At 63.9% G+C, this 23,979-nt stretch carries 21 protein-coding genes; 17 read left to right on the top strand and 4 right to left on the bottom strand.

Features of this window, described 5'->3' with window-relative positions:
• Nucleotides 1-52 precede the first annotated feature (52 nt).
• Nucleotides 53-199 (top strand): hypothetical protein, encoded by a 147-nt coding sequence (locus HWX53_RS13820; protein WP_175941675.1) that lies wholly within the window; start codon nucleotides 53-55, stop codon nucleotides 197-199.
• A 102-nt stretch (nucleotides 200-301) separates the two neighbouring features.
• Here the strand turns inward: HWX53_RS13820 and HWX53_RS13815 are convergent, their stop codons facing one another.
• From HWX53_RS13815 to HWX53_RS13805, 3 genes are all read right to left on the bottom strand, one after another.
• Nucleotides 302-1,702, bottom strand: coding sequence for an NCS2 family permease (locus tag HWX53_RS13815; protein ID WP_241269924.1), 1,401 nt, complete (start codon nucleotides 1,700-1,702; stop codon nucleotides 302-304).
• 334 nt (nucleotides 1,703-2,036) lie between these two features.
• Nucleotides 2,037-3,770, bottom strand: coding sequence for a gamma-glutamyltransferase (gene ggt / locus HWX53_RS13810; RefSeq protein WP_175941673.1), 1,734 nt, complete (start codon nucleotides 3,768-3,770; stop codon nucleotides 2,037-2,039).
• A 58-nt stretch (nucleotides 3,771-3,828) separates the two neighbouring features.
• Nucleotides 3,829-4,590, bottom strand: a complete 762-nt coding sequence (locus HWX53_RS13805) for a glucose 1-dehydrogenase (RefSeq protein ID WP_175941671.1) — start codon at nucleotides 4,588-4,590, stop codon at nucleotides 3,829-3,831.
• Between the two features lie 182 nt (nucleotides 4,591-4,772).
• Between HWX53_RS13805 and HWX53_RS13800 the strand changes: the two genes are divergently transcribed.
• The 8 genes from HWX53_RS13800 to oxlT all read left to right on the top strand — a co-directional run bounded on the left by HWX53_RS13800 (nucleotide 4,773) and on the right by oxlT (nucleotide 14,267).
• Nucleotides 4,773-5,243, top strand: coding sequence for a VOC family protein (locus HWX53_RS13800; protein ID WP_175941669.1), 471 nt, complete (start codon nucleotides 4,773-4,775; stop codon nucleotides 5,241-5,243).
• 426 nt (nucleotides 5,244-5,669) lie between these two features.
• A complete protein-coding gene (locus HWX53_RS13795) occupies nucleotides 5,670-7,226 on the top strand; it encodes a peptide ABC transporter substrate-binding protein (RefSeq protein ID WP_244140106.1) in 1,557 nt (518 codons plus the stop codon).
• Nucleotides 7,227-7,244: 18 nt separating this feature from the next.
• Nucleotides 7,245-8,165 (top strand): ABC transporter permease subunit, encoded by a 921-nt coding sequence (locus HWX53_RS13790; protein ID WP_175941665.1) that lies wholly within the window; start codon nucleotides 7,245-7,247, stop codon nucleotides 8,163-8,165.
• An 11-nt stretch (nucleotides 8,166-8,176) separates the two neighbouring features.
• Nucleotides 8,177-9,067, top strand: coding sequence for an ABC transporter permease subunit (locus HWX53_RS13785; protein ID WP_244140105.1), 891 nt, complete (start codon nucleotides 8,177-8,179; stop codon nucleotides 9,065-9,067).
• A gap of 3 nt (nucleotides 9,068-9,070) precedes the next feature.
• Complete coding sequence (locus HWX53_RS13780; RefSeq protein WP_175941663.1) at nucleotides 9,071-10,069, top strand: oligopeptide/dipeptide ABC transporter ATP-binding protein; 999 nt, start codon at nucleotides 9,071-9,073, stop codon at nucleotides 10,067-10,069.
• On the top strand, nucleotides 10,062-11,051 hold the full coding sequence (oppF, locus tag HWX53_RS13775; RefSeq protein WP_175941660.1) for a murein tripeptide/oligopeptide ABC transporter ATP binding protein OppF: 990 nt from the start codon (nucleotides 10,062-10,064) through the stop codon (nucleotides 11,049-11,051). Before HWX53_RS13780 ends, oppF begins: the two co-directional genes overlap by 8 nt.
• Nucleotides 11,052-11,213: 162 nt before the next feature.
• Complete coding sequence (locus HWX53_RS13770; RefSeq protein WP_175941658.1) at nucleotides 11,214-12,611, top strand: OprD family outer membrane porin; 1,398 nt, start codon at nucleotides 11,214-11,216, stop codon at nucleotides 12,609-12,611.
• Nucleotides 12,612-12,953: 342 nt separating this feature from the next.
• On the top strand, nucleotides 12,954-14,267 hold the full coding sequence (gene oxlT / locus HWX53_RS13765; protein WP_175941656.1) for an oxalate/formate MFS antiporter: 1,314 nt from the start codon (nucleotides 12,954-12,956) through the stop codon (nucleotides 14,265-14,267).
• 106 nt (nucleotides 14,268-14,373) lie between these two features.
• Here oxlT and hmpA read toward each other — a convergent pair whose 3' ends face one another.
• Nucleotides 14,374-15,558 carry an NO-inducible flavohemoprotein gene (gene hmpA / locus HWX53_RS13760; RefSeq protein ID WP_175941654.1) on the bottom strand — a complete coding sequence of 395 codons (1,185 nt, stop codon included), beginning with the start codon at nucleotides 15,556-15,558 and terminating at the stop codon, nucleotides 14,374-14,376.
• 119 nt (nucleotides 15,559-15,677) lie between these two features.
• Here hmpA and norR point away from each other — a divergent pair, with 119 nt between their 5' ends.
• The 8 genes from norR (at nucleotide 15,678) to HWX53_RS13720 (ending at nucleotide 23,979) form a co-directional block, all read left to right on the top strand.
• Nucleotides 15,678-17,267, top strand: coding sequence for a nitric oxide reductase transcriptional regulator NorR (norR, locus tag HWX53_RS13755; RefSeq protein WP_175941652.1), 1,590 nt, complete (start codon nucleotides 15,678-15,680; stop codon nucleotides 17,265-17,267).
• A 451-nt stretch (nucleotides 17,268-17,718) separates the two neighbouring features.
• Nucleotides 17,719-18,330, top strand: coding sequence for a c-type cytochrome (locus HWX53_RS13750; protein ID WP_175942426.1), 612 nt, complete (start codon nucleotides 17,719-17,721; stop codon nucleotides 18,328-18,330).
• 89 nt (nucleotides 18,331-18,419) lie between these two features.
• Nucleotides 18,420-19,610 carry a c-type cytochrome gene (locus HWX53_RS13745; RefSeq protein WP_244140141.1) on the top strand — a complete coding sequence of 397 codons (1,191 nt, stop codon included), beginning with the start codon at nucleotides 18,420-18,422 and terminating at the stop codon, nucleotides 19,608-19,610.
• Nucleotides 19,611-19,623: 13 nt separating this feature from the next.
• Nucleotides 19,624-19,782 (top strand): hypothetical protein, encoded by a 159-nt coding sequence (locus HWX53_RS13740; protein WP_175941648.1) that lies wholly within the window; start codon nucleotides 19,624-19,626, stop codon nucleotides 19,780-19,782.
• Nucleotides 19,783-19,813: 31 nt separating this feature from the next.
• Nucleotides 19,814-20,380 (top strand): cytochrome C oxidase subunit II, encoded by a 567-nt coding sequence (locus HWX53_RS13735; RefSeq protein ID WP_175941646.1) that lies wholly within the window; start codon nucleotides 19,814-19,816, stop codon nucleotides 20,378-20,380.
• On the top strand, nucleotides 20,370-21,995 hold the full coding sequence (locus HWX53_RS13730) for a b(o/a)3-type cytochrome-c oxidase subunit 1 (protein WP_175941644.1): 1,626 nt from the start codon (nucleotides 20,370-20,372) through the stop codon (nucleotides 21,993-21,995). Before HWX53_RS13735 ends, HWX53_RS13730 begins: the two co-directional genes overlap by 11 nt.
• The gene (locus HWX53_RS13725; protein ID WP_175941642.1) at nucleotides 21,992-22,795 is read left to right on the top strand and encodes a c-type cytochrome; all 804 of its coding nucleotides are present in this window, start codon (nucleotides 21,992-21,994) and stop codon (nucleotides 22,793-22,795) included. The genes HWX53_RS13730 and HWX53_RS13725 overlap by 4 nt, the downstream gene beginning before the upstream one ends.
• Nucleotides 22,796-22,917: 122 nt before the next feature.
• Complete coding sequence (locus tag HWX53_RS13720) at nucleotides 22,918-23,979, top strand: NAD(P)/FAD-dependent oxidoreductase (RefSeq protein WP_175941640.1); 1,062 nt, start codon at nucleotides 22,918-22,920, stop codon at nucleotides 23,977-23,979.

Below are 23,979 nucleotides of genomic sequence, written 5' to 3'. Positions count from 1 at the left end.
GAAAAGCGTATAGTTAGGGTTATCCCCTAGCTACTTACCCTGAGAGCTTTCCATGAAAACCACCGCTCAACAATCTGTGCTCGTTTCGTTCGGTTCGTGGATGCGCGCGGCGAAGGCTGCGGTGCGTCGCGAGTGGAATCGCGCGCTGCAATTGCATCTGCAGAACTGCGAGATTCTCGTCGAAGCGTATCGCAAGTAAGTCCGAGTCCGCCTCGGCCTGACGCCCGGTCAAGCGCATCAGCATTCGACAAAGCCCCGGAAGCCAACGCTTCCGGGGCTTTGTCGTTTCAACGCACCGCGTCTAGATCGCCCAGCCGCCGAGATAGAACACCGCGAGCGCCGCTGCGATCGCCACCGTTCCCACGTTCAGCTTGCGGATTTCGCCCGCGACCACGCGCCCGATCACCAGCGTGCAAAAGCCGAGCATGATGCCGGTCACGATGTTCGCCGTCAGCACGATAAACACCGCGCAGACGAGTCCCGACATCGTGTCGACCGTGTCGTCCATGTGCAGCTTCGCGACGTTGCCGAGCATCAGCAAGCCGACGTACATCAGCGCGGGCGCGGTCGCGTAAGAGGGCACGAGGCTCGCGAGCGGCGAGAGGAACATCACCGCGAGAAAGAGCGCGCCGACGACGCTCGCCGCGAGCCCCGTTTTCGCGCCCGCCGCCACGCCGACCGACGATTCGATATACGCCGCCGCCGGCGCGCCGCCGAAACACGCGGAGAAAATCGAGCTGATGGAATCCGCCGTCAGCGCGCGGCCGCCGTTCACGATGCGCCCGTTCGCGTCGATCTGGCCCGCCTGGCCCGCGACCGCGCGGATCGTGCCGGTGGCGTCGAATACAGCCGTCATCACGAGGGCGAGCACGCTCGGCAGCACGGCCATCGACAGCGCGCCTTTGATATCCATCGCGCCGATCAGCGACGCATGACCCGGCGCGGACAGCGACGGCAACGCGAACACGCCATGAAAGCGCACGGCCGGATCGATCACGAGGCCGATCGCCGAAAGCCCGATCACCACCAGCAAAATGCCGCCCGGCACGCGCCGACGCTCCAGACCGAAGATCGCCGCGAGCCCGGCCACGGACATCAGCACGGGCAGCGCCGTGATGTGACCGAGCGACACCGGCATGCCCGGCGCGGGATTCTTCACGATCAGACCGACATCGTTGGATGCGATCAGAAGCAGAAACAGCCCGATGCCGATGCCCGTGCCATGCGCGACGCCCGTCGGCAGATTGCGCAAAATCCACGAGCGCACGCCGGTCACGGAAATCGCCGTGAACACGACGCCCATCAGGAACACCGCGCCCAGCGCGATGGCGGGCGAGAGGCCCTTGCCGAGCACGAGCCCGAACGCCGTGAACGCGGTCAGCGAAATGGCGCAGCCGATGGCGATCGGCAGGCGCGCCCACACGCCCATCAGCAGCGAGCCGAACGCGGTGGTGAGGCACACGGCGACGAACACCGCGCTGGTATCGAAGCCCGCTTTGCCGAGCATGCCCGGCACGACGAACACGGAATAGACCATCGCGAGAAACGTCGTGACGCCGGCCACGACTTCGCGTTTAGGCGTGCTGCCGGCTCGCGAGATGCCGAAGTAGCGGTCGAGCGCGCCGCCGCTGGCCGTCTGAACATCCTGTTCCCGATTGACGGGCGTGATATCGCCAAGCTGCTGGGCGGGGGATTCCAACATGAGCTGCTCCTTTATCAGCACGCTGAAACGAATGGCCGTGCGCGCGTCGATGCGCACTGCGGTTCCGTCGTCAGGGTCGTCTCGTATGTAGTTCTGGATATGCCGAGTGCGTCGCGCACAGCGGCGCATGGTGCACTCGGTCAGGACAGAGACTAGGGGAACGAAACGCGCGGTCCAATCCCGCGCGAAACATGCCGCTCATGCCAGCATTCTTATAGTTCTGAGAATCCCGCCTAGGACGGGCGTAGGAGCGCGACCAGCGAAAGCCGGACTAGGGCAAATGCCTAGTCCGGACCGACCACGATACTTTCACGCTGTAAGCGTCGGCATCCCTTTACTGAATGACGCGCGACACGCCACGCCCGCGCGGATCGGACATCGGCTCGGGCGTTTCGCCGTTGATGCGGATAGCCTGAATATCGCCGTTGAAGCCTTGCATCGAGAACGTGTAGCCCTTCGCCTCGAGTTGCTTCACGACCTCCGGATCGAGCTGATGGAACGGCTCCTGATAGATCGTGTTGGGCGGCAGCAGTTGATGGTGAAAGCGCGTCGCGCCCACCGCTTCGGCCAGCGGCATGTGGAAGTCGTACACGTTCGACAGCACCTGGAAGATCGACGTGAAAATGCGCGATCCGCCCGGCGTGCCGATCACCATCGCGACCTGATCGTCCTTCGTGAGGATGGTCGGCGTCATCGACGAGAGCGGGCGTTTGCGCGGCGCGATGGCGTTCGCGTCGCTGCCCACCACGCCGAACATGTTCGCCACGCCCGGTTTCGCGGAGAAGTCGTCCATCTCGTCGTTCAGCACGACGCCCGTGCCTTCCGCGACCACGCCCGCGCCGAAGTAGCCGTTGATCGTGTACGTGTTCGACACCGCGTTGCCCCACTTGTCGACGACGGAAAAGTGCGTCGTCTCGGCCTTCTCGGGCATCGACGTGCCGAGCCCCGGCTGCACGCTCTTGGTATCGGACGGCGTCTCCGGATTGACTTCCTGCGCGCGCTTCAGGATGTAGTCGTCGTCGATCAGTTGCGCGACCGGCACCTTGTAGAAGTCGGGATCGCCGAGATACTGCGCGCGGTCGGCGAACACGCGCTTTTCGATCTCCGCGACGAGGTGGATGTACTGCGCGGAATCCAGTGGCACGCCTTCGAACTTATCCTTCAGGTCGGCCTTCATCTTCAGCAACTGCACGAGGCCGACGCCGCCCGAACTCGGCGGCGGGGCGGTAATCACGCGATAGCCGTTCCAGCTCGCCACCACCGGCTGCCGCCAGACCGCCTTGTACTCCTTCAGATCGCGCGCGGTGATGAGTCCGTGTCCGGTCATCGACGTGGCGATCAGCTCCGCGGTCTTGCCCTGATAGAAGCCCTTCGCGCCCTTGTCCGAGATGCGCTGCAACGTCTGCGCAAGATCCGGCTGCTTGAACACTTCGCCCGCTTTCATGCCGCCGAAATACAGGTCGAAGTTCGTCTTGCCGGCGAAGTCTTTCGACGCGCGATCGCGCCGCTCGATCAGTTGATCGTCGACGACAAAACCGTCCTGCGCATACTGGATAGCGGGCGCGAGCACCTGCCTCCATTTCAGCTTGCCGAAACGCTTTTGCGCTTCCCACATGCCTTCCACCGTGCCCGGCACGCCGACCGCGCGATGCCCGTACAGGCTCATGCCCTTGATGACCTCGCCTTTGTCGTCGAGGTACATGTTGCGCGTGGCGGAAAGCGGCGCGCGCTCGCGGTAGTCGAGGAAGTACGGTCGATGGTCAACGTAAAGCGTCATGAACCCGCCGCCGCCGATGTTGCCCGCTTCCGGATACGTGACCGCGAGCGTGAACGCGATGGCGACGGCCGCGTCGACCGCGTTGCCGCCCTGCTTGAAGATCTGCTCGGCCGTGTCGGCGGCGTACTTGTCCGCGACGGCGACGGCGGAGGCGGTCAGGACTTGCGGCTGCGTGTCCGCTGTCTTCGCATACGCTGGCGACGTTTCGACGAAGCCCGCGACGCTGAACGCGGCGACGGCCGCGGCTGTCAGCGCGAGGGACCGAAAGCGATGTTGCTGTTTCAACGGCATCTCCTGCATTCTCCTTTTTTCGGTAGCGACTTGCGCCTTATAACACGGCCGGCGCGCCTCACGGCATCAACTGGCCGCCGTTGACGTCGATGATCTGGCCGGTCACGTAGCGCGACATCGCCTCCGACGCGAGATACAGGAACGCGCCGCTGCAATCGTCCGCCTCGCCGATATAGCCCATCGGAATCGACTTGCGGAAGCCTTCCAGTTGCTCGGGCGTCGAGAAGCGGTCGTGAAACGGCGTGCCGATCACGCCCGGCGCGACGGCGTTCACGCGGATGCGGTCGGCGGCGAATTCCTTCGCCATGCCCTTCGTGATGGTGCTGACGAAGCCTTTCGACGCCGCGTACAGCAGCGCGCCCGGCCCGCCGCCGTTGCGCGCCGCCACCGACGTCACGTTGATGATCGAACCGCCGCCGCCCGAGCGCAGCGAAGGCAGCGCCGCGCGCGTGAACACGACGACCGAGCGCGCATTGATGTTGATGACGTCGTCGAAGAGTTCGTCGGTCGCGCTTTCGAGCGGCTCGCGCTTCACGAGGCTGCCCGCGTTGTTGATGAGCACGTCGATCTTGCCGAACGCATCGACCGTTTGCGCGACCACGGCCGCGATCGCCTTCGAATCGCGCACGTCCGCGCCGACGGTGATCGCGCTCACGCCGAGCGCGCGCACGTCTTTCGCGACTTCCTCGGCCTGGTCCTTCGAACTGTTGTAATGCACCGCGACATTCGCGCCGTAACGCCCGAACGCGCGGGCCGCCGCCGCGCCGATGCCCGTGCTCGCGCCCGTGATGAGGATCGACTTGCCTTTCAGATCGTGCATAAGTGCTCCGTTTGATGGGGAAGTGGGACGTGCTCCGACCGAGAGTATGAAGCGAATAGTGAAAACTTGTTAAGGGCGCGTGGCGCGCTTTGCGGCGCTCGCCCAAAACCGGCACCATTTGAGGTGCGCCGCCGGTGGCGAATGCGGCGTCCGCTAACCTTTGCCGATTCCAGGAGGCATTCATGAGTGCACCAGTCGATCCCATCCCCGAAGGCCGTCATGGCGTGATTCCGTATATCGCGGTGGCGGGCGGCGTCGCGGCCATCGACTTCTACAAGAAAGCGTTCGGCGCGACCGAAGTCTTCACCATGCAGGAGCCGGGCGGGCGCGTCGGGCATGCGGAGCTGCTGATCGGCGGCAATCCGTTTTATCTGAGCGACGAATTCCCCGAAATGGAGGTGAGAGGTCCGCTTGCGATCGGCGGCACGCCGGTGATGCTGCATCTGTACGTGGAAGACGTCGATGCCGTGGTGCAGCGCGCGGTCGACGAGGGCGCCACCATTTTGCGCCCGGTCGAAGACCAGTTCTACGGCGACCGCGGCGGCAAGCTGCGCGATCCGTTCGGCCATGTCTGGTGGATCGCGACTCACAAGGAAAACGTATCGCCCGAGGAACTGCGCGCTCGCGCGGAACGCCTCTTCGGCGGAGCCTGATCTTGCGGTGAGTGTGTCGTCGCGCGATTTTTGCGACGACACGCTGCGGTCCGTTCGGTGGAGCCGGCGCAGGCTCGCTCCGGTCTTAGTCGCTCATTCGGGCGATATTTCGAAAAATTTCGTCATCAAGCGCGATTGCGGGTGGCATCCGCATGACCGATACGAAATACTCGCCGGCAGTCATCAAGCAAATCGAGCGCCGCTCGGAAATGTTCCGAACGCGACGCATGGTTTCGACTCATTAGACGTACTAAGCGCGATCGTTCGTTGGTTTAGCGGATATGCGCTAAACGTTGCCGCACGCGCCGCTTCCAGAAGAAACACGACAACGAGACAAAGAGGAATCCGATGAAGTCATTCGCCGTTCTAAGCTGCTTACACCGCACAGCAATTGCGGCCGCCAGCACCGCCTTCGTATTCGCGGCGATGCCTGCCGCAGCCGCCATCGTCCCGCCCGGCGTGACGCTTGCCGCCAAGCAGGAACTGGTGCGCAACAACGGCTCGGAAGTGGAGACGCTCGACCCGGCGCTCGTCGAATCGGTCGGCGCGGCGAATCTGGCGCGCGACCTGTTCGAAGGGCTGACCGCCACCAATGGCGACGGCGCAGTCGTTCCCGGCGTCGCGGAGAAGTGGGAGCAGAAGGACCCGACGACGTGGATTTTTCACTTGCGCAAGAACGCGCGCTGGTCCAACGGCGACACCGTGACCGCGAACGACTTCGTCTACGGCTGCCAGCGTTTCATCGATCCGAAAACGGCGTCGTCGTACGCGAGCGTGTTCGGTCCGTTCCTTCTGAACGGCGCGGAGATCGTCGCGGGCAAGAAGCCGGCGAGCGCGCTCGGCGTGCGCGCCATCGACGCGACCACGCTCGAAGTGAAGACTTCGGGTCCCGTGCCGTTCCTGCCCGAGTTGATGTCGAACGCGAACCTCGGGCCGGTGCATCGCGCGACGGTGGAGAAGTTCGGCAAGGAGTGGACGAAGCCGGGCAATCTCGTCAGCAACGGTCCGTTCCAGTTGAAGGACTGGCAGGTCAACAGCAAGCTCGTGCTCGCGAAGAACCCGAATTACTGGGACAAGGAACACGTCCAGTTGACGAAAGTCACATACTTGCCGGTCGAGGACGAGAACACGGACGTCAAGCTATTCCAGTCGGGCGAGAACGACATGACGTATCAACTGCCCACCGGCACGTATGCCAAGTACCGTCAGCAATTTCCCAACGATATCCGCAACTCGCTGATTCTCGGCACGCGCTACTACAGCTTCAACAACCGCGATCCGCTCCTGAAGGACGTGCGCGTGCGCAAGGCGCTTTCCATGGTGATCGACCGTGATCTGCTCGCGCAACGCGTGACCGCCGACGGCCAGACGCCGAGCTACGGCCTGCTGCCGAAGGGCGTGAGCGGCGCGGACGTGTCCGCCTATGAGTGGGCGAACTGGCCGATGGACAAGCGCGTCGCGGAAGCGAAGAAGCTGCTCGAACAGGCGGGCGTGAAGCCGGGCACGACGCTGCGTTTCGCGATGAACACGAGCGACTACAACAAGAAGATGGCGATCTTCGCGGCGTCCGAGTGGAAAACGAAGCTGGGCCTCGCGACCGACATCGAGTCGATGGAATTCAAGGTGCTCTTGAAGAAGCGCCATGACGGCGACTACCAGATCGCGCGCAACGGCTGGGTGGCGGACTACAACGACGCGACGACCTTCCTCACGCTCGTGCAGTGCAAGTCCGAGCAGAACGACAACTTCAACTGCAATCCGAAGGCCGACGCGCTCGTCAAACAAGCAAGTGAAACCACGGATCTCGTCAAGCGCAAGCAGTTGATGACCGAGGCGGCCAAGCTCGTGATGGACGACTATCCGATGCTGCCGCTTCTGCAATACGGCTTGCCGCGCCTGGTGCGCAGCACGGTCGGCGGCTATTCGCTGAAGAATCCGGCGGACCACTACGGCAGCAAGGACCTCTACATCGTCAAGCATTGACACCAAGGACGCGCTCTCATGTGGTCATATGCTCTGCGTCGCGTGCTGCTCACGCTGCCGACGCTCCTGATCGTCGTGACGGTCTGCTATCTGCTGCTGCACGCCACGCCCGGCGGTCCGTTCGACGGCGAGCGCAAAGTCTCCGCCGAAGTGCTCGCGAACCTGCAGGCGAAGTATCACCTCGGCGAGCCGTTGTGGAAGCAGTATCTGCTCTACCTCGACGGCCTGCTGCACGGCGACCTCGGCGCGTCGTTCCGTTACGCCGACTGGAGCGTGAACGAACTCGTGTTGCGCGCGCTGCCCGTGTCGCTCACCATCGGCGGCGTCTCGATGGCGCTGGCCATCGTCATCGGCGTGCTGCTCGGCGCGGGCGCGGCGCTGCGGCGCAATAGCATCGCGGACTACGCGCTGATGCTCGTCAGCAACGCGGGCAATGCGTTCCCGTCGTTCGTCATCGGGCCGGTGCTGATTCTCGTCTTTGCCATCGGCCTCAAGTGGCTGCCGGCGGGCGGCTGGAACGGGGCGGACGCGCGCTACATGGTCCTGCCGGTCGCGCTTCTCGTGATGATCAACGTCGCGACGGTCGGCCGCGTCACGCGCGCAAGCCTCATCGAGGTGATGAACACGCCGTACATTCGCACCGCCCGCGCGAAGGGCTTGCCGATGCGCGCCATTGTGCTGCGTCATGCGCTCAAGCCGACGCTGATCCCGGTCGTCTCCGTGATCGGGCCGCTCGCGATCTCGTCGATCACGGCGGCGGTCGTCACGGAGTCCGTGTTCTCGCTGCCCGGCATCGGCAAGCTGATCGTGAACGGCGCGGCCAATCGCGATTACACGCTGGTGCTCGGCCTCGTCGTGCTGGTCACGGTCGTGGCCGTGCTGCTCAACCTGTTGGTCGATCTCGCGTACGCGTGGCTCGATCCGAAGATTCGTTACTAAAAGGGCGCACGATGAAATCTGCTTCTCTGGCGCCGATGCTCGAACAGGCGGTCGCGGGCCGCAGTCCGTGGCAGGACGCCCGCGCGCGCTTTCTGCGCAACAAGGCGGCGGTCGTGAGTCTGGCGCTGCTCGCCGTCATCACGCTCGCGTGCATCGTCGGGCCGTGGGTCTTGCCGAACGCGTTCGATTCCGCCGACTGGAACGCGATGAGCGTGCCGCCCACGTTCGCTCACTGGCATCTTTTCGGCACGGACGAAACCGGCCGCGATTTGCTCGTGCGCTGTCTGGTCGGCGGGCGCGTCTCGCTGATGATCGGCGCGCTCGCCACGCTGACGTCCGTAACGCTCGGCATCGTGTGGGGCGCGATTGCGGGCTTCGTCGGGGGACGCGTCGACAACGCGATGATGCGCTTCGTCGACATGATGTACGCCATTCCGTACCTGCTCATCGCCATTCTGATGGTGACGCTGCTCGGCCGCGAGTTCTATCTCGTCGTGCTGACCATCACCGTCTTCTCGTGGATGGACATGGCGCGCGTGGTGCGCGGCCAGACGCTCGCCATCCGCTCGAAGGAATACGTGGAGGCGGCGCGTGCCATCGGCGTGCCGACGCGGCGCATCATCGCGCGGCATGTGGTGCCGAATCTGCTCGGCATCGTCGCGATCTATACGACCGTCACTGTGCCGGGCGTGATTCTCACGGAGTCGGTGCTGTCGTTCCTCGGTCTCGGCGTGCAGGAGCCGATGACCAGTTGGGGCGTGCTGATTCAGGACGGCGTCGGCGTGATGGAAGCGTCGCCGTGGATTCTGCTGTTTCCGGCCGGGCTGCTGTCGGTGACGCTCTATTGCATCAATTTTGTCGGCGACGGGCTGCGCGATGCGCTCGATCCGAAGGACAGGTGAGCCATGCCGCTAGTCGAAATCAACGATCTGCGCGTCGAGTTCGCGACACACGACGCCACCGTTCGCGCGGTCAACGGCGTGAGCTTCACGCTGGAAGAGGGCGAAACGCTCGGCATCGTCGGCGAATCGGGCTCAGGCAAAAGCCAGACGGTGCTCGCCATGCTCGGGCTGCTGGCGTCGAACGGGCGCGCAAGCGGCCACGCGATGTATCGCGGCGAGAACCTGCTCGGCATGTCCGCGAAGGCGCTGAACCGGATTCGCGGCAACCGCCTCTCGATGATCTTTCAGGACCCGATGAGCTCGCTCAATCCGTACCTGACCATCGAGCGGCAAATGACCGAAGTGCTGGAACTGCACAAGAACATGACGCGCCGCGAGGCGAAGAAGCGGGCCATCGCCATGCTGGAAGCCGTGCGCATTCCCGAGGCGGCGCATCGCATCGGACAGTATCCGCACGAGTTGTCGGGCGGCATGCGGCAGCGCGTGATGATTGCGATGGCGCTGCTCTGCGAGCCCGAAGTGCTGTTCGCCGACGAGCCGACCACCGCGCTCGACGTCACCGTGCAAGCGCAGGTGCTGCAACTGCTGCGGGACTTGCAGCGCGATTTCGGCACGTCCATCGTGTTGATCACGCATGATCTCGGCGTCGTGGCCGGCCTGTGCGAAAAGGTCATGGTGATGTACGGCGGCCGCGTGATGGAGCAGTGCGATGCCGCCACGCTGTTCGCGAAGCCCTCGCATCCGTACACCATCGGCTTGCTGCGCGCGTTGCCGCGCCTCGACCAGCAGGGCGGCGAGCTCACCGGCATTCCCGGCAATCCGCCGAACATGGCGCATCCGCCGGCGGGCTGTCCGTTCCATGAACGTTGCGCGGATGCCGCCGCCGAATGCGCCGAGCGCGCGCCCGCGCTCGCGGCGGTCGACGGCGCGCACTGGCTGCGAGCGTGCCATCGGCCCGTGGATGCGCTGAAGACGCGTTATCGGGAGGCGAGCCATGTCTGACGCGACATCGACCATTCTTTCCGTGCGCGACATGCGCGTGCATTTCCAGGTGAAGGCGAAGAGCCGCCTGCCGTGGGCGCCCGCGCGCACGCTGAAGGCCGTCGACGGCGTGAGCTTCGATCTGCGCGCAGGCGAAACGCTCGGCGTGGTCGGCGAATCGGGCTGCGGAAAGTCGACGCTTTCGCGCGCCATTCTGAATCTGATTCCGGCGACGAGCGGCGACATCGTGTGGATGGGCACGAATCTTACGCGGGCGTCGCCGCGCGAATGGCATGCGGCGCGCGCCGACGTACAGATGATCTTTCAGGACCCGCTCGCATCGCTCGATCCGCGCATGACGGTTGGGCAGATCATCGCGGAGCCGCTGACCGAGCATCGGCCGGGTATCGGCAAGCAGGAAAGTCAGGCACGCGTGCGCGCGATGATGGCGAAAGTCGGCCTCCGCGAGCAGATGATCAACCGCTATCCGCACGAGTTTTCGGGCGGGCAGTGCCAGCGTATCGGGATTGCGCGGGCGCTCATCGTGGAGCCGAAGCTCGTGATCTGCGACGAACCCGTTTCCGCGCTCGACGTCTCCATTCAGGCGCAGATCGTCAATCTGCTGAAGTCGTTGCAGTCGGAGATGGGCCTGTCGCTCATCTTCATCGCGCATGATCTTGCAGTGGTGCGCCATATCTCGGACCGCGTGATGGTGATGTATCTCGGCCGCGTAATGGAGCTTGCCGACAAGCAGGCGCTCTACGAAACGCCGCGGCATCCGTACACGCGCGCGCTGCTTTCGGCGGTGCCGGTGCCTGATCCGGCCGTCGAGCGCGGCAAGACCGTTCAGATCTTGTCCGGCGATATCCCGAGCCCTATCAGTCCGCCTTCCGGCTGCGTGTTCCATACGCGTTGCCCGATGGCAGAAGCGCGATGCGCGTTGGAAACGCCCGAATTGCGCGTGCTCGATAACGGCGCGTCGGCCGCGTGCTTTTTCGCCTGATGCGCAAGTTTCCATAGCTCACGACATGGACGCGTAGTAGCCCTAAGCACGCGTCGCTCGTCCCGACTGCTTCGGTCGCCGGGCGCGGCTCGTTGCAGCCGTCGATTTTGAGAGTTGGTTTGTGCAGTCCGCAGGTTGAGTCAGTCGTTGGAGATACTTTTCGTGAAAAAAGAAAAACTTTCAGTCGCACTTTCGATTTTGCTGTTTAGCAGCGTGATGGCCGCAACCGTCTCCGCATATGGCCAGGAAGCCGATACCGAGCCGCTTTCTCGCCATACCGAAACCGTCCCGAGTTCGCCGCCCAACACCGAAGCCGATGCGCCCGTGAGCAGCCAGGCGAAGTCGAAGGGCTTTATTGAAGACTCGCATTTTAATTTGCTCGGCCGCTCTTTCTCGGAACATTTCGAACCGAAGGGCGCAAAGAAGAAAGACGCGTGGGTGCTCGGCGCGCAGGCCGTATTCGAATCCGGCTTCACGCGCGGGCTCATCGGGCTCGGCGGCGACGTGTCGATGTTCGGCGCGTTCAAGCTGAACGGCGGCAACGGCGCGGGCACCCGCGTACACGTGGGCACGGACGGCGGCGGCGCGAACCAGCTTGCGTGGGCGTATCCGGGCGTGTGGGACGTGAAGGCGCGCGTGTCGAACACGGTGCTCAAATACGGCCAGCAACTCTTCGACAACCCGTTCCTCGTGCCGCACGACAATCGCGCGTTGCCGCCGACGTATCGCGGCTTCTCGCTCGCGAGCGACGAGGTCAAGAATCTCACGCTGAAGGCCGGCACCGTGGATGGTGTGATCTCGCGCGGCATGACGACCGTAACCGGGCTTTCAACCGAATACGGCGGCAAGCACGTCTCACAATTCACGTACTTCGGCGGCGACTGGACGCGCGGCGACGATACGGCGGTCACGCTGTACGGCAGCATCGCCAATAACGTGTGGCAGCAGTACTATCTTTCCGCGACGCAAAGCATCGGCGATGCGAAATCCGTGCGCTGGACTGGCGCGCTCAACTATTACTACACGGGTGCCATCGGCGACAAGCGTCAGGGTCCGATCAATAACAATGCGTATAGCCTGGCGCTCGCCGGCACGCATGGCGCGCATACGCTGCAATTCGCCTTCCAGCAGATTCTCGGCGACCAGATGTTCGACTACATGCACGAGTCGGGCGGCGATTATCTTTCCAACTCGCTGGATGTCGACTACAACCAGCCGCACGAAAAGTCAGTCAGTCTTTCTTATTCGCTGAATCTTAAGGACTACGGCATGCCCGGGTTCAAGGTGACGACGTGGGTCGCATATGGGTGGGGCGCAGACGGCAGTGCCATGGCCAATAGCGGCACGGTCAACGCGAGCAGCTATATCGTGAACGGGGAACCCGTGCACGGCACGCATCACGAATTCGGCATTATTCCGAGTTACACCGTGCCGGAGGGCAAGTTCAAGAACACGTCGGTCAAGTTCTATTACATGCATCACCAAGGCAGTAAGTATTATTCCGACGGTACGAGCGACATTTATCGGTTGATGGTAAATGTGCCGTTTAATGTGTTCTAACTGAGCCATCCGTCGCAAGCGTTTACCCTACAAATAGCGCTCTTTACATTACGATACGCTTTCATCTATAAAGAGAGTGCGTGCAGCGGATTGCCATGTCTCGCCCACGCCCATCGCCCGTCAGCCTCGTGACTGCCGGGCTTTTTTTTCGCCACCGCCGGATCAGACCGCGCTTTCACTTGCTTACAGCCGGCGTTGTCCTAAGTGGAAACCCGGCCGTTTCTTTCGCTTGACTTACTAGATATATCAAATACTGTGTATATGCGATGACGCGTTTGCGCGGTCGCAGGAGGCGTCGCTCGACGTCCGATGACACAAGGCAGCAATGCCAAGGAGACAGGCATGGGAACTGACCGGATAAACCGCCAGGTGGGTGCGTCGCGTCTTGCGTCGCCGTGGGTGCAGTTGGTTTTTGGCGTCATCTGCATGGCGATGATTGCCAACATGCAGTACGGATGGACGCTGTTCGTCAATCCGATCGACGAGAAATATCACTGGGGCCGCGCGGCGATTCAGGTCGCCTTCACGATTTTCGTCGTTACCGAAACGTGGCTCGTACCGATCGAAGGCTATCTCGTCGACAAGTACGGCCCGCGCCCAGTGGTCGTTGGCGGTGGCGTCCTCTGCGCGATTGCCTGGGCGATGAACTCGATGGCGTCTTCGCTGCCGCTCCTGTATCTCGCCGCTGCGATCGGTGGCGTCGGCGCGGGCGCCGTCTACGGCACGTGCGTCGGCAACGCGCTCAAATGGTTCCCTACGCGGCGCGGCCTCGCGGCCGGCATCACGGCGGCTGGCTTCGGCATGGGATCGGCGGCGACGGTCGTGCCCATCGCGCACATGATCAAATCGAGCGGCTACGAAGCGACGTTCCTCTGGTTCGGGCTCGGGCAGGGCCTCGTCGTCTTCTTGCTCGGCATGGCCCTGTACGCGCCACCTGCTCAGTTGCTCGCGGCGGTCAAGAGCACGGTCACGCGCGCCGTTTATAACGCGAGCCCCAAGCAAGTCCTGGCATCGCCCATCTTCTGGGTGATGTACGCAATGTTCGTGATGATGGCGGCCGGCGGTCTGATGGCGACCGCGCAGCTCGGACCGATCGCGAAGGACTTCGGCTTGCAGGATTCGCCCGTATCGATTCTCGGCCTGACGCTGCCGGCGTTGACGTTCGCGCTGACCATCGACCGAGTGCTCAACGGCCTGACGCGGCCGTTCTTCGGGTGGGTATCGGACAGAATAGGGCGTGAGAACACGATGTTTCTCGCCTTCGCGATCGAAGCGGTGGGGATCGTCGCGCTGTCGAACTTTGGCCACAACCCGACGGCGTTCGTGGTGCTGACCGGAATCGTGTTCTTCGCGTGGGGCGAGATCTACAGTCTCTTCCCCGCGACTTGCGGCGACACGTTCGGCCCGAAGTTCGCGGCTACCAACGCGGGCCTTTTGTACACAGCAAAAGGCACGGCGGCCCTGCTGGTGCCGTTTTCGAGCGTCCTCACCAAGTCGACGGGAAGCTGGCACGCCGTCTTCATGCTCGCGGCCGGAATGGCGGCACTGGCGGCGCTCCTCGCGCTCTTCGTGCTCAAGCCGATGCGCAGCGCCCACACGCAGAAGCATGCGCGCGAGGTGGGGCGGGAGATGGGGTATGCGCCGTTGAAAGAGTAGGCGATGTCGGCGCGGCGGGCGACCGCGCTCGATTCCAACCGCTTAGGACCAGAAACGGACCCGCCGTTGCCCAGCGCGCGTCCGTCTTCTCGACGCAAATGAACGCTCAATCAAGCGCAGCAGCCGGCCCGAAGAACTCATAGCGGCTCTGCGCTTCCGGCACGCCGAGCGCCTTGAGATGCTTCTTCACCGCCTTCATGAACGACATCGGCCCGAGAAAGTAAGCATCGACGTCGCGGTTCGCAGGCAGCCACTGGTCGAGCAGCGTTTCGTTCACGAAGCCGACGCCGTGCGGCTCGCTGTCGCCGTCGCGCCGATTCTCATAGCAATAGAAGCGTTTGAGTTGCGGATAACGCGCGGCCAGTTCGTCGATCGTCTCGCGGAACGCGTGCGCGCCGCCGTGCCGCGCCGCGTGGATGAAATGGATCGGGCGCTTCGTCGTGGCGAGCGCGGCGTGGAGCATCGCGAGCGTCGGCGTAATGCCCACGCCGCCGCTGATCAGGACGAGCGGCTTGTCGCCGTGTTCGAGCCTGAAGTCACCGGCGGGCGGATACAGGTCGAGCGTGTCGCGTTCGTGAATGCGGTCGTGCAGGAAGCTCGACACCCTGCCTTCCTTCTCGCGCTTGACGCTGATGCGATATTCGCGGCCGTTGGGCGCCGCCGACAGCGAGTAGTTGCGACGCAGTTCCTCGCCGTCGACGAACACACGCAGCCCGATGTACTGTCCCGGATGAAAATCGACGAGACTGCCGCCGTCCTCGGGCACGAGATAGAACGACGTGATTTCATCGCTCTCCGCGACCTTGCGCGCGACGACGAAGCGCCGCGTGCCGCGCCATCCACCCGGCGCGTGTTCGCGCTCGCTGTAGATCCCTTCCTCCAGGCCGATGAGCAGATCCGCTAGCTGGCCATAAGCAGCGGCCCACGCCTCGATGACGGCGTCGGTGGCGATGTCTGCGCCAAGCACTTCGCGGATCGACCGGAGCAGGCAGCTTCCGACGATCGGATAATGCTCCGGCTGAATATTGAGCGCGACGTGCTTGTTGATGATCTGCCCGACGAGCCCGCCGAGCTTGTCGAGCTCGTCGATATGCCGCGCGTACATCAACACGCCGTTGGCGAGCGCGCGTTGCTGGGCGCCGCTCGCCTGATGCGCCTGATTAAACATCGGGCGCACTTCGGGGTGTTCGTTCAGCATGGTGGCGTAGAAGTGGCGCGTGAGCGCTTCGCCGCCGCTTTCCAGAAGCGGCACGGTCGCTTTGATGATGGAACGGTGTTCTGCTGACAGCATGGTGTAGTCCTCGTGACAAGGGCGGGGCCGAAAAGCCCCGCGAGCGATTTGTGCCGTCACCTCATACAGCTTCTATGCCAGTGTAGAATCCCCGTAGATTCAACGACTTGTGGGGAAGCATGGTCACTTCGACCCTAGTCCAAAAGACTGCCGATGTAGTCGCGATGACTTCGCGCGTCGTCTTAGACGCCCTTGTGCCGCTGATCGAAGACCTATCGCACGACATTCCAGATACCGAGCGCTATCGCCGATTGCTGAGCACGCTACGCGCGCTTTTCCCGAGCGACGCCGCTGCGCTGTTGCGGCTCGACGGCGAGACGCTGGTGCCCCTCGCTATCGACGGCCTATCGAGCGATACGCTCGGCAGGCGCTTCCTCGTGCGAGACCATCCGCGGTTTGCGCGCATCCTTGCGCGCCCCGAGCCGACGCGTTTTCCCGCGCATTCCAGTCTCCCCGATCCCTACGACGGCCTCGTCAAGCACGCCGGCGCGCATCTGGAAGTACACGATTGCCTCGGCAGCCCTCTGTTCATCGGCGGACGTCCGTGGGGCGTGCTGACGCTCGATGCGCTCGATCCCGCGCGTTTCGACGGCATCGACATGGCTTCGCTCCAGGCATTTCTGAGTCTCACGGCGGCGACGGTGAGCGTCGCTGAACGCATCGACCGGCTGGCGCGCACGAGCGAGGCGGAGCGCCAGCGGGCCGAGGTGTATCGGCAGGCGAGCGGCCCGCGCCGCCGCGAGATGATCGGCAGCAGCGCGCCGCAGAAGCATTTGCTGGAAGAGATCGGAATCGTGGCGTCGAGCGATCTGACCGTGCTGATTACCGGCGAAACGGGCGTCGGCAAGGAACTGGTCGCCTCCGAAATTCACGCGCGGTCGCTTCGCGCGGACAAACCGCTGGTGAGCCTCAACTGCGCGGCGCTGCCGGATACGCTCGTCGAGAGCGAGCTTTTCGGACATGTGCGCGGGGCCTTCTCGGGCGCGTCGTCGGACCGGCGCGGCAAGTTTGAACTGGCCGACGGCGGCACGCTCTTCCTCGATGAAGTCGGCGAGCTGCCGCTTGCCGTGCAGGCCAAGCTGCTGCGTGTGTTGCAGAACGGCCAGTTGCAGCGCATCGGCTCGGACAGCGAGCATCGCGTGGATGTGCGGCTGATCGCTGCAACGAACCGCGATCTCGCCGAAGAAGTGCGCGGCGGACGCTTTCGCGCGGACCTGTATCACCGCCTGTCGGTGTATCCGCTCGTCGTGCCGCCGCTGCGCGAGCGTGGTCGCGACATCTTGCTGCTCGCAGGCTACTTTCTGGAGGAGAACCGGTCGCGGCTCGGCCTGTCGGGCCTGCGACTCTCCGCCGATGCGCAGGCCGCGCTGCTTGCCTACCGTTGGCCGGGCAACGTGCGCGAACTGGAGCACCTCATCGGGCGAAGCGCGTTGAAGGCGCTCGCGGGGCATCGCGAACGGCCGCGCATTCTGACGCTCACCGCCGCGGACTTCGGCATCGGCGATACGGCGAGCGTCGCGCCGCCCGCACCGCTCGCATCGGATGCGCCCGCTGCTGTCGGCTTGCGCGAAGCGGTCACGGCATACGAGCGCACGCTGGTTCTCGATGCGCTCGCGCGCAATCAGCAGAACTGGGCATCGACGGCGCGCGAGTTGGGCATCGACCGGGCGAACCTGAACCGGCTCGCGCGACGGCTCGGGCTCAAATAAAGAGTGCGAATCTCAAAAAAAATCGCCATCTCCGCAGAGCCAATCCATAAGCACCACAGAGACCGTCAACCGCTTGGTTGGGCATCTCGAAATAATGCGCGCGTTTGATCAAACGCAAAGTTTTGTGTCGTCTTGTCACGCGCAGCGATCGCATGTATTGAGACAATCTCAGGACTGGAGAAAACGAGGCTCGTCTCCTACCATCTGAAAAGCCAAGCACGACCCGCCACCGGCAAGACCTGCGGCTTTGAAGAACAGCGTCGCCGTGTCCATTGCATGCGACTCATTGCATGCGACCGGCCGCGTCCAAACGAAAACGGCAACCTGAAACGGGGGATACGTGGGAAACGTGGCTCAGCGCAGCGCCTTGTTGCTAATTTCGGCGCTCTGCACGTTTTGCGGCTTCGATGCGTACGCCGCGGACGCGCCTCTCGAACGCGCGCCCGACACCATGCAGGCGCGCGTCATGGGTTGCGCCGCGTGCCACGGCGCGCACGGCGAGGGCACGGACAACGATTACTTTCCGCGCCTCTCCGGCAAGCCCGCCGGTTATCTGTACAACCAATTGCTCGCGTTTCGCGACGGCCGGCGCAAGTATCCGCCGATGAACTACCTGCTTGCGTACTTGCCCGACGCGTATCTGAAACAGATCGCCGATTATTTCGCCGCCGAGCGCCCGCCGTTCCCGCCGCCGTCCGCCGTCACCGTCGATGCCAAGACGCTCGATCTCGGCAAGACGCTCGTCATGAAGGGCGATGCGTCGGGCAAGGTGCCGGCGTGCGTCAGTTGTCACGGGGCGTCGATGACCGGCATGGAGCCGGCGATCCCCGGGCTGCTCGGCCTGCATGCCGACTACATCAGCGCGCAACTCGGCGCATGGCGCTACGGCACGCGCTCGACCGTCGCGCCGGACTGCATGCGGCAGGTCGCCCAGCTTCTGAGCGAGCGGGACATCACCGCTATTTCCGCCTATCTGGCTTCGCTGCCCGCGCCGGCGAATCCGACGCCCGTCGCCGCCGGCTCGCTGAAGATGCCGCTCGCGTGCGGCAGCGTCCAACACTAGAGAGGGCCGACGTGCTTCGTTTCAGACAACTTCGGGCGCTTGCCGTAGCGGTCTTCTTCGCGGCGTGCGCCGTGCCGGCCGGCAACGCGATGGCGCAGGCGAAGCCCGCCGATGCCGACACGGTCAAGCGCGGCGAGTATCTGGCTCGCGCGGGCGATTGCATCGCGTGCCATACGCTGCCGGCGGGCAAGACCTTCGGCGGGGGGCGTCCGATGGACACGCCGTTCGGCACGCTCTACACGCCGAATATCTCGTCGGACAAGGAGACGGGCCTGGGTTCGTGGACCGCCGACGAGTTTTACAACATGATGCATACGGGCCGCTCGCGCGACGGCTCGCTGCTCTATCCAGCGATGCCTTTCGCGTCGTACACAAAAGTCACGCGCGCCGACTCGGATGCCATCTACGCGTTCCTGATGTCCACGCCGTCCGTGCATCAGCCGAACCGTCAGCATGAGTTGCGTTTCCCGTTCAACCGGCGCGAGTTGCTGATCGGCTGGCGGTCGCTCTTCTTCAAGCAGGGCGAGTATCAGCCCGATCCGAAGCAGTCCGTCGAATGGAATCGCGGCGCGTATCTGGTCGAAGGTCTCGGACATTGCTCGATGTGCCATACCGCGATCAACGCGCTCGGCGGCAACGTCAGCTCGAAGGCGTTCGAAGGCGGCCTCATTCCGATTCAGAACTGGTACGCGCCTTCGCTCACGTCGAACAAGGAAGCGGGCCTCGGCAACTGGGGCATGGACGACATCGTCGGCTTGCTGCATGCAGGCGTCTCCGACCGCGGCGCGGTGTACGGGCCGATGGCGGAAGTGGTCTACGACAGCTTGCAGTATCTGAGCGAAGACGACGTGCGCGCGATGGCCGTCTATCTCAAGGCGCTGCCCGCGCGCACCGGCGACAAGTCGGCACCGCCGACGCAGGCCGTGGTCGAGCAGCGCACGAGTCTCTCGCCGCTCGGCAAGAAGATCTACGACGCGCAATGCGCCGTCTGTCACGCCGCGCAAGGCCAGGGCAAGCCGCCGCATTTTCCGCCGCTCGCGAACAACCAGTCGATCGTGATGAGTTCCGCGGTCAACCCCATTCGCATGGTGCTCAACGGCGGCTATCCGCCGGGCACGTTCAAGAATCCGAAGCCCTATGGCATGCCGCCGTTCGCGCAGTCGCTGTCGGACGTGGAGGTGGCCGCCGTGGTCACGTATATCCGCACGACGTGGGGCAATAACGGCGCGCCGGTCTCCGTGAAGGAAGTCAACGAACTTCGCTCGGCGCCCCTTTACTAGTCTCGACACGACCATGAACGACGATCCGAACGAAGACGCAAGACTCGACGAAATCGTGCGCAGCGGGCCGGGCGGTGCGCTCGCGCTCGCGGGCATCGCGACGGCCATTGTCATCGGCATCTGGTTTGTCTTTTACTTCGCCGTGTTTCTGCCTCGCGGCGTGATCCAGTGATTCATTGAACCCACTCTTTCAGCAGCGATTTATGGCCATCCATCCAGGTTCACATGAAGTCGCGGAGCGCGTCGAGAAACGCTGGGCGATGCTCGTGCTCGCCATTGTCGCCGTGCTGGTCGCGATGGTGGTCTACACCGGCCTGCACTGGGCGATGATGCCGCCTTCGCGCGTCGAGACCGTGCGGCCCGAGACGCTGCACGTGTCCGGCGAATTCGTCGAAAGCAATCTCGGCACGGCGCCCGAGGCCGACGGCTCGGTGACGGTGCGCGTCGTCGCGCAGCAGTACTCGTTTACGCCGCAATGCCTGCTCGTGCCGGCAGGCGTGCCGGTCACGTTCCGCGCGACGAGTTCGGATGTCGTGCACGGCTTTCTGATCACGAAGACCAATATCAACTCGATGCTGGAACCGGGCTATGTCTCGACCTTCAAGACCACGTTCGACGAACCCGGCGACCATCTGATGCCGTGCCACGAGTTCTGCGGCGTCGGGCATCACGGCATGTGGGCGCATGTGAAGGTGATCGATCGCGCCGAATTCATGCAGATGGCCGACAAGTTGCCGGCCCATTCGCGGAGACTGTCCTGTGTTAAATAGCAAGCGCCTTATCCTCGCGCACTTTTGGCTCGCGTTCGCGGCCTTCGGCGTCGCGCTGTTGCTCGGCGCCTGGCAGATGTTCGCGCGCAGTCCGCTCTTCATCGGACTGCAAAATCCCGAGATCTATTACCGGTCCGTGACGGCGCACGGCTCCGCGATGGGCTACGTGTTCCCGACGCTCATCGCAATGGGCTTCGGCTACGCGGTGAGCGAGCTCGCGCTCAAGCGCGCGCTCGTCGGCGTGCGCTGGGCGTGGCTCGGCTTCTGGTTGGTCGCGGTCGGCTCCGTCATGGCGATGATTCCGGTCGCGATGGGTCTGGCCTCCGTGCTCTACACCTTCTATCCGCCGATGATCGGCAACGCGTTCTACTATCTCGGCGTGGTGCTGGTGGTGGTCGGATCGTGGATCTGGGTCGCGCTGATGTCGGTGAATCTGCACGCATGGAAGCGCGACAACCCCGGCAAGACCGTGCCGCTGCCGATGTTCGCGACGGTCGCGGGCGCGTATCTTTGGGGCTGGACGGCGGTAGGCGCGGCCATCGAAGTGCTGTTCATGATCCTGCCGGTGGCCATCGGCTGGAAGAGCACCATCGACGCCGGTCTCGCCCGCGTCTTCTTCTCGTGGACGCTGCACGCCATCGTCTACTTCTGGCTGATGCCCGCGTACATCGCGTATTACACGATCATCCCGCGCGCCATCGGCGGGCGTCTGTATAGCGACGCGATGGCGCGCATCTCCTTCATCCTGTTCCTCGTGGTGTCGATGCCGATCGGCATTCACCATCTGTTCGCCGATCCGCAAGTGGGTTCGGGCTTCAAGTTTATGCATTCGGTGTTCACCGCGCTCGTCGCCGTGCCGACGCTTCTGACCGTGTTCACCATCTGCGCGTCGGTGGAGATCGCGGCGCGGCTGCGCGGCGGCCGCGGCGCGCTCGGCTGGATTCGCGCGCTGCCGTGGGACAACCCGATGATGCTCGCCGTCGCGTTTTCGTTCGTGATGCTCGGCTTCGGCGGGGCGGGCGGCATCATCAACATGAGCTATCAGCTCGATTCGACCGTCCACAACACGCAATGGGTCACGGGCCATTTCCATCTGATTTTCGCGGGCGCGATCGTCATCATGTACTTCGCGATCGCTTATGACCTGTGGCCGCATCTCACGGGCCGCGCGCTGCGTGACGTGAAGCTCATGCGCTGGCAGTTGTGGCTGTGGTTCATCGGCATGATCGTGCTGACGTTCCCGTGGCATTACGTCGGCGTGCTCGGCATGCCGCGACGCATGGCGTTCTACGATTACAGCGATCCGCAAATCGCGGCGCAGGCGGCCTCTGTCGTGACATCGACCATCGGCGGGTTCATTCTCGTCGTGTCCGCCATTCTGTTCTTTGTCGTGCTGATACGTGCGCACCGCGCGCCGCGCGTGAGCGTCGAAGAGTTCCGCTTCAGCCGCGCGATCCATGAGCCGCGCACCATCCCCGTCGCGCTGAACAGCTTCGGGCTGTGGCTCGCGCTGATGATCGGCCTCACGCTCGTCAACTACGGCTATCCGATCGCGCAGCTCGTCTCGCGCTCGGATACCTCGGTGCCGGCCGTTCCCATCGGAGCGCAGCGATGAGCGACGAACGCCTCTTCACCTTGCGCAACCGCTGGTTCGCGACGAGCGTATTCGCCACGGTCGGCGTCGCGGCGGTGTCGGCGCTGATCGGCTTCGTGTGGCTGCCGTCCGCGCAGCGCGACGCCTCGTTCACCGGCGTGTGGAACGCCATCTGCAGCGCGGCGGGCGTGCCGCGCGTGTGGCACAGCGGTGACACGACCGTCCAGCCGACAAGCAGGCTGTCCGCCGTCGAAGTCACGCCGCAAATGCTCGCGCACGCGAGCGCAAACTCCATCGGGCGCGGCGCGACGCTCGCCCTGCGATGCACGATGTGTCACGGAGAACGCGGCATGAGCCAGGCGAATTCGCCGAATCTCGCGGGGCAGTATGCGTCGGTCATCTACAAGCAGTTGATGGATTTTCAGACGGGCGCGCGCACCAATGCCGTGATGTCGCCGATGGCCGCCAACCTGAGCGATCAGGACATGCGCGATCTCGCCGCCTACTATGCGAGCCTGCCGAGGCCGCCCGCGCAGCGCAAGGTCAGCGATTCGCTCGCGCCCGGCATCGTCTCCCACGGCGCGCCGATGCGCAATGTCGCGCCGTGCGCGGCGTGTCACGGCGGTATCGACAACAAGGCGGGCAGTCCGTGGATCGACGGCTTGCCGGCGGCGTACACGAAGGCGCAACTCATCGCGTTCGCTAAAGGCACGCGCACGAACGACATCAACGAAGTCATGCGCAATGTCGCGCGCAACATGACGCCGGAAGAGATCGATGCCGCGTCCGCGTACTACGCGCGCGAGTTGAACAAGCAGTAGGCCGCAGCGCGGAATCGCCGCCCTGGGCGCAGGGGCTTCGTTGCCGCGCCCGGATGCTTTCTGTATCGTGGACCGTTGAATGCTGGCAACGCAGGACAGCCGGCACAACGGAAGACGACTACATGAACGCTTCGAGCAGCACCATTCAGACGGATGTATTGATCATCGGCGCCGGCCCCGTGGGCCTGTTCGCCGCGTTCGAGGCGGGCGTCCTCGGGCTTTCGTGTCATATCGTGGATGCGCTCGGGCGCATCGGCGGCCAATGCATCGAGCTGTATCCGGACAAGCCGATCTACGACATTCCCGCCATTCCCTCGTGCACCGCCCGAGATTTGGTCGACCGGCTCCTCACGCAAATACGCCCGTTCGACGTGCCCATTCATCTCGACCAGCGCGTGCAGTCCGTCGAGCAGCGCGAGGATCACCGCTGGACGGTGCGCACCGAACAAGGCATGACCTTCGATGTCGCCGCCATTCTGATCGCGGCGGGCAACGGCGCGTTCGTGCCGCAGCGTTTGCAATTGCCGGAAGCGGCGGCGCTCGAAGGACGCGACGTGCTCTATAGCGTCGCGCGCATCGCCGATTTTCAGGACCGCGAGGTCGTGATCGCGGGCGGCGGCGATTCGGCGCTGGATTGGGCGAACGCGCTCGCGGGCGTCGCGCGCAAGCTGACGCTCGTGCATCGGCGCAACGGCTTTTCGGCGGCGGCGGCCTCGGTCGCAGCGATGAAGGCGAAGGTCCAGGCGGGCGAGATGAGCTTCGTCGTCGGCATGATCGATTCGCTCGACGCGCCCGATGGCGCGCTGCGCGGCGTGCGCATCAAGCACGTGGAAGGCACGACGGATATCGCGACGGACAAGCTCATCGTGCTGTATGGCCTCGTCGCGGATCTCGGCCCGATCGCCGGCTGGAATCTCGACGTGCGCGGCGGGCGCATCGAAGTCGATACGTCGAACTACGAATCGTCGCGGCCGGGCATTTTCGCGGTCGGCGATATCGCGAACTATCCGAACAAGCAGAAGCTCATTCTTTCGGGCTTCCACGAAGCGTCGCTCGCGTTGCGCAAGGCTTATTCGTACGCGTATCCGGACAAGAAGCGCACGCACATCCATTCGAGCTACGACGCGAAGCTCGCCGAGCGCGTGCAGGCCAGCGCAACGGACGCCTCGCATCCCGCGGGCTGA

This window comes from Caballeronia sp. BCC1704, from assembly GCF_902833455.1.
In the GTDB taxonomy this organism is placed as follows: Bacteria; Pseudomonadota; Gammaproteobacteria; order Burkholderiales; family Burkholderiaceae; genus Caballeronia.
The sequence above is the reverse complement of the archived record's forward strand: the minus strand, read 5'-3'. Positions and strand labels throughout refer to the sequence as shown.